Origin of the sequence: Faecalispora anaeroviscerum (genome assembly GCF_947568225.1) — a bacterium.
Classification (GTDB): Bacteria; Bacillota; Clostridia; order Oscillospirales; family Acutalibacteraceae; genus Faecalispora; species Faecalispora anaeroviscerum.
The window spans coordinates 289,117-300,471 of record NZ_CANOOQ010000001.1 but is presented as its reverse complement, the minus strand read 5'-3'; the positions used below and the strand labels follow the sequence as shown (position 1 = coordinate 300,471).

Here is an 11,355-nt window from a genome sequence, read left to right as displayed (position 1 = left end):
GCAGTTCATTTTTCTTTTCAATTTGCAAATGCTTGGGACTATTCCGCGCTTCCCGATCTTGTGTCTTATACAACCTGATCTCTGCCTGCGTTTTTGGCTTGATAGAGCTTTTTATCTGCTAGGTAAATCAACTCCGCCACATTCTTCGACGCGTGGTCTGGGGTGACTGTTTCTACGCCAATACTGCAGGTAATGGCAATTTCCCCGTAGGTGGTGCGAAAGACATGGCCCCGAATGGAATCACGGATACGGCAGGCAATTTGCTTGGCGGAATCGCTTTCCCAGCCAGGCAGACAAATCAGGAACTCATCGCCGCCATACCGGGCGACCCATCCGCTTTGGGCTGGAACCAGCTTTTGCAGCAGAACGGCGATCCCGTGCAGCACACAGTCGCCGGCGACATGGCCGTTATGATCGTTGATTTTCTTAAAGTAGTCAATATCAATGAATAGAATGCTCAGCGGCTGTTCTTGCTCAAAGCAGCCCTGCAAATCGGCAGGAAGCCGAAGATCGATATACCGCCGGTTATACAGATGAGTGAGAAAATCGGTATAAGCTGTCTCCTGATAAGCAGCATTTTCTTTCTCGGCCTTCTCCTCCGGCCGGAACGTACGCCGGATCAAAACCAACAGGCAGGCTCTGTCTGCCACCACAAGAGGAATTCGGGTAATACTGCAAATAGCGGAGTCATCCGCAGAGATGCTCAGCGTTGTACCCGGCCCGAAAAGAAACTGATATTCAAATCTTCCCTCTGGAGAGCTCTGAAACAGACCCTCCGGATTGATATCCTGTAAATCATCGTAAAGGATTAGCCCACAGTTGGAATCCACCAGATACATGGAGGACGAGAAGGTTCTCAGTACACAGAACAGATTCTTCACATCTGATAAAGATTCTAATACCATTGTTTCCCTTTCTACCGACTCGGCGAACCATCGTTTTCCTTAGGTTGAAACCGTGCATCGCCAACTCGGGACCAACAAAAATCGTTCCGCCAGCAAAAGACCTCGTTTTCCCAAAACCGCCCCGGCTATCGCGGATTTTTGACGTCTGGGAAAAATGACAGAAAGGATTTTAGAGCATTTTTGCAAAACAAAAAAACACAAAATGAGTGTATTTCTTTAAATTATACATATAATATTTGTGCAAGTCAATACGCAAATAAAGCGTGTGATAAGATCGTTTTCGTATAAAACAGTTGAAGGAAGGGTTGAAATGAAAGCAATAAATCAAATCATTCGCGATTTACGTGAAGATAAAGATTTAAGACAGTCAGACATAGCCTCCGTCTTAGGAACAACGCAGCAACATTATTCCCGATGCGAAAAAGGGGAATCGCAGCTTTCAACTCGTTCCATCATTGCTCTGGCTGATTTTTACCATGTATCTACAGATTATCTGCTTGGCAGGACAGATTGTAAGCAGGGAATGGAAGTTCTCAACCAGCAAATCACAGAAGAATACACAACCGGACGTTTTTTGACGGATGTGCTTTCCCTAAGCATTGTCGGGCGCTGCGCTGTGACTGAATATTTGAAGCTTCAGCTTCTGAAAGAAGACGTAGAGCAAAAAAGGCTTCTTTAAATCTTGGCAATCCGATTCTCCCTCATCCCCCCTAATCCTTTATATATTCGTATATTTTATTTTTATGCACACCCGACGTACCCAGCAGGACGGCAGGCAGCACGACTCTACTCATTTCCAGTTTATTGGAATTTGTTTTCAAAACCGGTACTATCTTATGATCGCCCAGCACGACTTTAAGCTGCTCTTGCTTACCACATTCCGTCGGAATGGCAATATTATTCTGATTGAAATTCGGATGATAACAAAAGCCTCCCCTTGTTGTTTACAAGGAAAAATACAGCAGTATAAAAAACAAAGGCAAGCAGCAAAAATTTGCTGCTTGCCTTTGTTTATCTTGGTGGGAATGCGCCTAAGCACACCGCTTCCTTTTCATTTACAACAATTCAGTTTCCAACCTCAAGGCTGATTTGATTGAAGCGATTCAGGAGGTCATCCGTAGACATGGCTTCCTTCGCCTCATCTGCGGCGTCGATTACAGCCTGGCCCTGGTGCATCATTAAGAGCCGGTTGCCGTATTGAATCGAATATTTCAGGTTATGGGTTACCATCAGCGTCGTCAGGTTCTTTTCTGTTACCAGCTCCTGCGTCAGCCGCATGACATTCTCGGAGGACCGCGGGTCCAGAGCCGCTGTATGCTCATCCAGAATCAGCAGGTCAATCGGCGTCATGGTTGATATTAGGAGAGCGAGTGCCTGCCTTTGCCCTCCGGAAAGGCTGCCCACCTGCACGCTGAGCTTATCCTCGAGCCCCAGGTCAAGGCGCTGCAGCATGGAGCGGTATTCATCGGTACGGCGGCGGCTAACCCCGCGTGAAAGCCCATAGAACGAACCTTTATTGTCCGCAAGAGCCATGTTTTCGAGAATCGTCAGCTCGGGGCAGGTCCCCTTCGAAGGGTCCTGAAATACCCGTCCAATCGACTGGGAGCGCTGGAATTCCTTCCTCTTACCGATCTCCTCACCCTTTAGCAGAATACTGCCGCTGTCGGGCAAGATACTGCCGCAGATGAGATTCAGCATAGTGGTTTTACCGGAGCCATTGCTGCCTACCACCGAAACAAACTGCCCAGGCAGTATTTCGAGATTAAAATCGGAGAACAGAACGACCTCGCTCACAGAATCGGGAGAAAAGATTTTGCAGATATTCCGCAAACTGACCATGCTGTCAGATTTGAGTTGGGTTGACGACATGCGGATGCTTCCTCCTTCCCGAGAACGCCTGATTACTTACCAGAGCCAGTGTGAACAGCAAGGCCATCAGCAGCTTTAAGTAGTTGGTGGGCAGGCCGAGCTGCATCGCGATGACCAGGCAGGTTTTGTACAGAATGGCGCCGATCACCACCATGGCGGTGGGGCGGATGAATTTGATCTTCCCAAGCAGGCTGGTACCGATAATAACCGAGGCCAAAGCCATAACGACCATACCCGTACCGCCGTAAATGTTGGCGGTCTCGGTCTGCTGTGCCAGAATGGAGCCTGCCAGAGCCGTGCAGCCGTTGCCGATTGCAAGCCCTGCAATCTTCATCCGGCCGGGGTCTTTGCCAAGCGAAATCACATACTGCGGGTTATTGCCCGAGGCGCGTAGCAGCAGGCCGGATTTTGTTTTCAGGTACAAGTCCAGCAGCACCTTCACGAGAATGACCACCAGCAGCACAATTAGAATCACACGGTAATCCTGCATGCCGGGCGGCATCAGGTGAACGATTGGGCCGGAGGTGAAGATGGTCGGCTTATTATAGAACGGAAGTACCGCGGAGCCCCTTGTAACAACAAGGTTCACGCTCCACAGGCCCGTCATCACCAGAATACCGGAAAGCAGGTCGGTAATATGCAGCTTTACATGCAGCAGTCCGGTGATGCAGCCGGCAGCCGCACCGGCCAGAAAAGCCACCACACAGGCAATCCAGGGATTCACGCCGACGGCAATCAAGGCCCCTGTTACACACGCGCCCAGCGGGAACGTGCCGTCTACCGACAGATCCGGGAACCCCAGAATCCGATAGGTAATATACACACCCATCGCCATAATTCCGTAAATTAGGCCTTCCTCCATCACATTGAAGAACAGACCGAAAAAAACATCCATTCGCTGTTACCCGCTTTCCGTACAAATCGTGTTTTAAACCGGCAGTTTCTCTGCCGTGTGTTTACGGGCAGAGAAACTGCAAATAACTGTTTCAGCTTTGGAACCGCAGCCCTTTGCTTTATGCTGCCCGCTCGTGTTATTATTTGCTCGATTCCGCAGAGTTTTCCTTAACCGCCTCGGCGTTCTGATAGTCCTTCGGCAAAGTCAGGCCGAAAATACTCAGAACATCGGAGTTATACACAGGAGCAAAATCCTTTACAACGTAAACTGGGGTTTCTCCGGCTTTCTTCTCGCCCTTCAGGATGGAAGCTGCCATTTTGCCGGTTTCTTTGCCGAGCGCAACGTAATCGATCCCCTGAGAGGCCAGGCAGCCGTTTTTCACCTGCTCGATTTCAGAACCGAACACTGGAATGTTGCCTTTATTCGCAGACTGCAGAACAACCTGCAGATTGTTGACAACGTTATTGTCCGTAAAATTATTGATGCAGTCGACGCCCTTACTGACGAGCGACGCGGCGGCGGAGGCTACTTCGGATGCATTCACGATGCCGGATTCCACAACCTCAAAATTGTATTTCTTCGAAACCTCTTTCAGAGTAGCCAGCTGACTCACGGAGTTCGGCTCGCTGGTGGTATACAGTACACCGATTTTCTTTGCATCCGGCAAAAACGCGCGAATCATTTTGACCTGCTCCTCCAGCGGAAGAACATCGGAGCTTCCGGTAATATTGTTTTCGGGCTTATCAAGGCTCTTGACCAGCCCGGCCGCCACGGGATCGGAAACCGCGGTGAACACCACCGGGATATTGGAATCCTTAGCCGCGCTGTAAGCGGACATCGCCGACGGGGTTGCAATACCGACCAGCATATCATATTTGGAAGAAACCATGTTCTTTGCAATCAAATCGCTGTTGGAAGCATCGCCCTGCGCATTTTGAAAATCAATGGTCAGGTTTTTGCCCTCTTCGTACCCTGCTTCCTTCAGGCCCTCCACAAGGCCCGTGTAGCAGTTATCAAGTGACGGATGCGCGGCGTATTGAATCACGCCGATTTTCAGCGTTTTTGCTTCTCCGGAAGGAGTGGAAGAAGTGGTAGAGCCTTTGGAGCATCCGGCAAATCCGGCGGCCATTACAGCGGCCAGGGAAACAGCGGCAATTTTTTTCATTAGTTTTTTCATAGAAATACCAAGCCTTTCTTTTTCAAAAATTTCAATGTCGTATTTGGAAAGTTTTTGATCGTGTTTCAGCTTCCACCAGCCATCCGGCATACAGCACCACCTCCAATTTGGCAATAAAAAAAGCTCTTGCCCCTGATTGCTCAGGGACAAGAGCATCAGCTCCTGCGGTACCACCCAATTTGACGCTTTAGCGCCCTCTCACTCGCATACCCGATTTGATATACGCTCCTCTGATAACGGGTAGAGCCCCCGTCGCAGACTACTTAGCACTGTGGCCGTTCGCCCCGCCCTCATAAGTCCATTCCCCGCGCGATCTCTTGCCGCAATTCCACCGCATGCAGCTCTCTGAAAAGACATCTTGCCCGGCTACTACTCTTACTCTCAGGTTTTTGTATTGCCCTTATTATATGACGGCTCTTTTCATTTGTCAACACCGCAGATTTAAAATTCAACTTTAATATCACGAAAAAGGTCGTATCCAAAAATTGACATTCTACAAAAAACACGGTAAAGTGATAAAGAACGATTTCGATTTTTTGAGGATGCGTGCTGGCACTATTTGAAATTTTTACTAAATCTGGTATATTATAGAACAGTTATATACAATATGAAGAAAATCAATTGTGTAATTCTCTTAAAATTACGTTTGCCGACTCAGGGCGCTTGCCAAAACGCGAAATCTGCATTACAATAGGAAAAAGAAAAAGTAGTTAAGCAACCTAACTAATTAAAAGCTGCGTGATACAGTCAATATAGGGCGTGCCGCCGTGCCGGCCTTAACCTTGAATGCAAAAGCCAGAACAGCCAAAATATTGCGGAGGAAATGAGACGATAGGATGAGAATCGGTCTTGACGTTGGTTCCACGACCATCAAGTGCGTCGTGCTGAACGATGATAATCAAATTGTTTATCAATCATATGAGCGGCATTTTTCACAGATTACTGAAAAAATGGCAGAGCTTCTGCGCAAAATTCAGGCAGAGGTGTTAAACGGGGCTCCCGCATTTCTGTCGGTATCCGGCTCGGCGGGAATGGGAATTTCTCAGACCTGTGATTTGCCCTTTATTCAAGAGGTATACGCCACCCGTGTTGCCATGGGCAAGCTGATCCCCGATGCGGATGTGATTATTGAACTGGGCGGCGAAGACGCAAAAATCCTGTTTTTGACCGGCGGTACCGAGGTACGCATGAACGGCTCGTGCGCCGGCGGAACCGGAGCTTTTATTGACCAGATGGCAACTCTTCTGCACCTTTCTCTGGAAGAAATGAACGAGCTGGCTGAACAGCACGAAAAGATTTACACCATTGCTTCGCGCTGCGGTGTATTCGCCAAATCTGACGTTCAGCCGCTGCTGAATCAAGGTGCGCGCAAAAGCGATATTTCCGCCAGTATTTTTGCCGCCGTAGCCAACCAGACCATCGCCGGGCTGGCGCAGGGCCGCCCAATCCGTGGGAAGGTGATTTACCTCGGCGGGCCGCTGACCTTCCTTGCGGCGCTGCGGGAAAGCTTTGACACCGCTTTAAAGGTAACGGGTGTCTGCCCCGAAAATTCCCTGTACTATGTGGCGATGGGTGCCGCCTTCAGCAGTGAAGCTGCCGTGGATTTGGACACCGCATTGACGAACATAGAAGAATACCGCGGCAAAAGCAATTTTCTGTCCATCCCCTCCCTGTTCCGCGATGAGCAGGAATACCGGGAGTTTCAGGAGCGCCACCAGAGCTGCCGTGCCAAGCGCGGAGAGATTGCCCAATATAATGGAAAGGCGTACCTTGGCATTGATGCCGGTTCCACCACGGTAAAAGCGGTGGTTCTGGGAGAGGACTGCGAGCTTCTCGATTCCATTTATCAGAGCAATTCCGGCAATCCGGTGCCGATCATCCGCGAATACCTGATGAATTTGTACGAGCAGTACCCCAACCTGAAAATTTGCTCTGCCGCCGTGACCGGATATGGCGAAGAGCTACTGAAAAATGCGTTTAATTTGGATTTTGGCGTTGTTGAAACCATGGCGCACTTCACCGCGGCCAAATATTTTATGCCAAACGTCGACTTTGTCATCGATATTGGCGGTCAGGATATGAAATGCTTTAAGATTCGGGGCGGTGCGGTAGATAACATCTTTTTGAACGAGGCCTGCTCCTCCGGCTGCGGCTCTTTTTTACAGACCTTTGCGAACACCCTCGGGTACGACATCGCGGATTTCGCGAAAAAAGGCCTGTTTGCAAAGCGCCCGGTCGATCTGGGTTCACGCTGTACGGTGTTCATGAACTCCTCTGTCAAGCAGGCGCAAAAGGACGGTGCTACCACAGAGGACATCTCTGCGGGGCTTTCCGTCAGCGTTGTCAAAAATGCCGTTTACAAAGTAATCCGCGCCGCCTCGGCTGAAGAGCTGGGCAAAAACATTGTGGTGCAGGGTGGAACCTTCCTAAACGACGCTGTGCTGCGCGTGTTCGAAAAGGAACTCGGCGTTAACGTCATCCGCCCCGACATTTCAGGACTGATGGGTGCGTTCGGCGCGGCGCTGTACGCAAAGAGCCGAGCCGGGGAAACCAGCACCCTGCTTCCTTACCAGGAGCTCAAGGACTTTACCCATGAAGTAAAGGTGGCAACCTGCGGACTTTGCAGCAACCACTGCCGCCTGACAATTAACAACTTCGGAGGCAACCGGCGCTTTATCGGCGGCAACCGGTGTGAAAAGCCGGTTACGCGCCAGCAGGGCGGGCCTGCACTCGATATATACACCTACAAGCTCGACCTGTTGCAGAGCTACCAGCCGGTACCTGGCCCCCGCGGAAAAATCGGGGTTCCGATGGGACTGAATTTCTACGAGCTTCTGCCGTTCTGGCACTCGTTCTGGACAACGCTGGGCTTTGAGGTAATCCCCTCTCCCCTTTCGACCCGTTCGCTGTATTTGGAGGGACAGCACACCATCCCCTCCGATACCGTATGCTTCCCCGCGAAGCTGATGCATGGGCATATTGAAGCACTGCTGCGGCAGGGAATCGATACCATCTTTTATCCCTGCATGTCTTACAATCTGGACGAGGGACTTGGCGATAACCATTACAACTGCCCGGTGGTCGCCTATTACCCCGAGGTGCTATCGGCCAACGTGGAAGATTTGAAATCCAAAACCTTTATTCACGATTATGTTGGCATTCACAGAAAGCGCGACTTCCCCATTAAGATGCACCAGATTTTGAACCAGTATTTCTCCGGCATCAGCCTCCGTGAGGTTCAGAAGGCTGCAAAGGCCGCCTACGAGGAATACGACAAGTACTTTGCTCAGGTGCACAAGGAGGGCGAGCGTATCATTGAGGAAGCGGAACGCCTCAAAAAGCCGATCATTGTGTTGAGCGGCCGCCCCTATCACTTGGACCCGGAAATCAATCACGGCATTAACAAGCTGATTACCAGCCTCGGCGCCGCCGTAATCTCGGAGGATGTGATCAGCAACCGCGTGGAAAAATTCCGCACCGGCGTACTGAACCAGTGGACCTATCATTCCCGTTTGTACGCCGCCGCAAAATACATTGGCACCCGGCCGGACATGAATCTGGTGCAGCTGGTTTCGTTCGGCTGCGGCGTAGACGCCATTACCACCGACGAAGTACGCGAGATTCTGGAAGCGGAAGGAAAAATCTATACACAGATCAAAATTGATGAAATTACGAATCTGGGAGCGGTGAAAATCAGACTGCGCAGCCTGTTCGCCGCGCTGGAACAGTGAGGTGAGTATTCTTGGCGGAAATGAAAAGAGATAAAACCGGGCGTATCCTGTTTACCAAGGAAATGAAGCAGGAATACACCATTCTTTGCCCGCAGATGGCGGAAATCCATTTTTCACTGATTATAAACGTCTTCCGCAACTGCGGCTACAATATGGTGCTTTTAAAAAATGATGGGCCCGGTGTCGTGCAGGAGGGCCTGAAATATGTGCATAACGACACCTGCTACCCTGCGCTGCTCGTGATCGGCCAGTTTATGGACGCGCTGAAAAGCGGAAAATACGATCTGGACCGCACCGCGCTGATTATTACGCAGACAGGCGGCGGCTGCCGTGCCTCCAACTACATTCACTTGCTCCGCAAGGCTCTGCGCCGGGCAGGCATGGAGAATATTCCGGTGGTTTCCCTCAATCTCTCCGGCCTTGAGAGCAACCCGGGCTTTTCACTGACCCTGCCCATGCTGCGCCGCCTGATCGCTGGCCTTGTGTACGGCGACCTGCTCATGCTGCTCGACAATCAGGTAAAGCCCTACGAAATCAAAAAAGGCGAAAGCGCCGCTCTGGTTCAGAAATGGATTACGGAGCTTTCCGACCAATTCAACCGCGATGAGGGCTATTCTTTAAAACAGCAAAAGGTCAACCTAGAAAAAATCACCGCGGAATTTGCTGCTATCCCCGTTCACCGCATCCCGAAGGTGCGTGTGGGAGTCGTCGGCGAGATTTTTGTGAAATACTCCCCTCTCGGTAACAACCAGCTCGAGCAGTTCCTTGCCGAGCAGGACTGTGAAGTCAACGTGCCGGGACTGTTGAATTTTATGCTGTTTAAAGTGGATAACCGCATGGAGGACATCAAGCTCTACGGCGGCAACCCGATCAAATTCCGCGTGGTGAAAGCCATGATGGATTACCTGATGAAAATGCAGGAGCTTCTGATCGCTGCCGTAAAAACGCAGCCCTGCTTTGAGGCCCCGATGAATTACACCCACACGAAGGCGCTGGTCAAGGATGTGATCGGCTACGGCAACAAGATGGGTGAAGGCTGGCTTCTGACTGCGGAGATGCTTGAGCTGGTTGAATGCGGCTTTGAAAATATCGTCTGCACACAGCCATTCGGCTGCCTGCCGAACCACATCTGCGGCAAGGGCATGATCCGCCGGATCAAGGAAATCGACGACCGTGCCAACATTGTGCCGATTGATTACGACCCGAGCGCGACACGTGTGAATCAGGAAAACCGCATCAAGCTGATGCTGGCGGTCGCCCGGGAAGCCCTGAAGCAAAGCACGACAGAACCGGCGGCAGTTATACCGCATTGATAAATCATCCAAAAAAATCAACTTTGTGTCCCGGTTTCCCTACCGGCACAAAGTTGATTTTTTTGACAAATTCTGATATGATAACGATTATTAATCTGTAATTCAAAAAAACAAGCCTCTATCCTTTCGAGGGGGAGAAATCAGCTCTCTTTTACCGTTTTTATGGAAAAGAAGTAAACCTATTTTTGGAGTGTAGTTATGGGAAAACAGGAGGAACAAAACGTGAAAAAGTTCATCCAGGAATTTAAAGAATTCGCAATGCGCGGCAACGTGATCGATCTTGCCGTCGGTGTGATCATCGGCGGTGCATTCGGAAAAATCACTACCTCTTTGGTGACAAACATCGTTACCCCTGTGCTTTCGGCGATTACTGGAAGGATTGACCTGAGCAAGCTGGCCGTTGGCGTTCCCAACGCCTTTGGCGGAGCCGATATTGTTATCGCTTACGGCGCGTTTCTGCAGAACGTACTGGATTTTATAGTCACCGCCTTTGTCATCTTCCTGATGATCAAGCTAATGAACAAGCTGCGTCAAAAGAAGGATGAAGAACCTGCCGAGCCGGAGGCTCCGGTGCTAAGCAAGGAAGAAGCGCTGCTGACGGAAATTCGGGATTTGCTGAAAGAAAATAACAAAGGGTAATTCCCGTTTTTATGAAAATAGAAAAAAACGCGCTTGGGTGTGGCTATCATCAGCTGCTTCCAGGCGCATTTCTGTGTTTTCTCTTAGTGAATGATCATGGTAAAAGCGTTGTACAGCAGAACAAGAGCCATGATAATGTTCACCGGTAAGTAATATCGATCATATATGCCTTGAATCATTGTGCCGAAAAAGGCCCAAACTGTTGTAGCGCAGGTCCCCATTGTCGCAATCAGGAATGAAGTAGCGAGTACAACAGCAAGACTGCTGCTGAAAGGAGTGACATACTTAATCAAGGCAGTTATGCCAAACATATATATTTTCACATTAATTAGCTGGAGGAGAAAGCCCGATAACAGATTGGGGGCTTTTTGCGTGTAATCGCTAGCTGGCTTGCTGGTTAATATATGAAAAGCCAGCCAGACAATATAGGCCGCGCCGATATATCTCATATAACTTAGGACAGACTCAAAGTGCGATCCCAAAGAATAGACCATAAATGCACAGGCTGTCTGTACCGCATAATAGCCTAAAAAAATACCGGCCAGCAAGAACCGGCTTTTTCGGAATCCATACCGAACCATTGTGTTCAGTGCAAGAAGATTACCCGGCCCGGGAGTAAACGCATTGATAAAGCAATAAGATAAAAACCCCGATATCGAAAACATTTTAACATACTCCTGACTAAATAGATCGAAAAAGCCGAGGGATATATACCCCTCGGCTTTTAAAGAAAGGCTTACACTGCCGAATAAATCTTATCCTCTGGATCAGTGCTCCACGAAGGCTTCGATCCAACAAAAACATATTTTGAAACAATCCGCTTAAC

At 49.7% G+C, this 11,355-nt stretch carries 9 protein-coding genes; 4 read left to right on the top strand and 5 right to left on the bottom strand.

Annotated elements, in window-relative coordinates:
• Window positions 1-65: 65 nt before the first annotated feature.
• Window positions 66-905: a GGDEF domain-containing protein gene (locus QOS46_RS01495; RefSeq protein WP_283606758.1), complete on the bottom strand. Its 840-nt coding sequence runs from the start codon at window positions 903-905 to the stop codon at window positions 66-68.
• A gap of 310 nt (window positions 906-1,215) precedes the next feature.
• Between QOS46_RS01495 and QOS46_RS01490 the strand changes: the two genes are divergently transcribed.
• Entirely contained in the window at window positions 1,216-1,584 is a 369-nt protein-coding gene (locus QOS46_RS01490; protein WP_283606756.1) for a helix-turn-helix domain-containing protein, read from the top strand.
• A gap of 386 nt (window positions 1,585-1,970) precedes the next feature.
• Here the strand turns inward: QOS46_RS01490 and QOS46_RS01485 are convergent, their stop codons facing one another.
• From QOS46_RS01485 to QOS46_RS01475, 3 genes are all read right to left on the bottom strand, one after another.
• Window positions 1,971-2,774, bottom strand: coding sequence for an ATP-binding cassette domain-containing protein (locus QOS46_RS01485; protein WP_283606753.1), 804 nt, complete (start codon window positions 2,772-2,774; stop codon window positions 1,971-1,973).
• Window positions 2,749-3,669, bottom strand: a complete 921-nt coding sequence (locus QOS46_RS01480) for an ABC transporter permease (RefSeq protein ID WP_283606751.1) — start codon at window positions 3,667-3,669, stop codon at window positions 2,749-2,751. The genes QOS46_RS01485 and QOS46_RS01480 overlap by 26 nt, the downstream gene beginning before the upstream one ends.
• 139 nt (window positions 3,670-3,808) lie before the next feature.
• Window positions 3,809-4,936: an ABC transporter substrate binding protein gene (locus QOS46_RS01475; RefSeq protein WP_283606749.1), complete on the bottom strand. Its 1,128-nt coding sequence runs from the start codon at window positions 4,934-4,936 to the stop codon at window positions 3,809-3,811.
• 746 nt (window positions 4,937-5,682) lie between these two features.
• Here QOS46_RS01475 and QOS46_RS01470 point away from each other — a divergent pair.
• From QOS46_RS01470 to mscL, 3 genes are all read left to right on the top strand, one after another.
• The gene (locus QOS46_RS01470; protein WP_283606748.1) at window positions 5,683-8,577 is read left to right on the top strand and encodes an acyl-CoA dehydratase activase; all 2,895 of its coding nucleotides are present in this window, start codon (window positions 5,683-5,685) and stop codon (window positions 8,575-8,577) included.
• Between the two features lie 11 nt (window positions 8,578-8,588).
• Window positions 8,589-9,890, top strand: coding sequence for a 2-hydroxyacyl-CoA dehydratase (locus tag QOS46_RS01465; RefSeq protein WP_283606746.1), 1,302 nt, complete (start codon window positions 8,589-8,591; stop codon window positions 9,888-9,890).
• Window positions 9,891-10,088: 198 nt separating this feature from the next.
• Window positions 10,089-10,529 (top strand): large-conductance mechanosensitive channel protein MscL, encoded by a 441-nt coding sequence (mscL, locus tag QOS46_RS01460; RefSeq protein ID WP_283606744.1) that lies wholly within the window; start codon window positions 10,089-10,091, stop codon window positions 10,527-10,529.
• Between the two features lie 83 nt (window positions 10,530-10,612).
• Here mscL and QOS46_RS01455 read toward each other — a convergent pair whose 3' ends face one another.
• Complete coding sequence (locus QOS46_RS01455) at window positions 10,613-11,194, bottom strand: LysE family transporter (RefSeq protein ID WP_283606742.1); 582 nt, start codon at window positions 11,192-11,194, stop codon at window positions 10,613-10,615.
• Window positions 11,195-11,355: the final 161 nt, after the last annotated feature.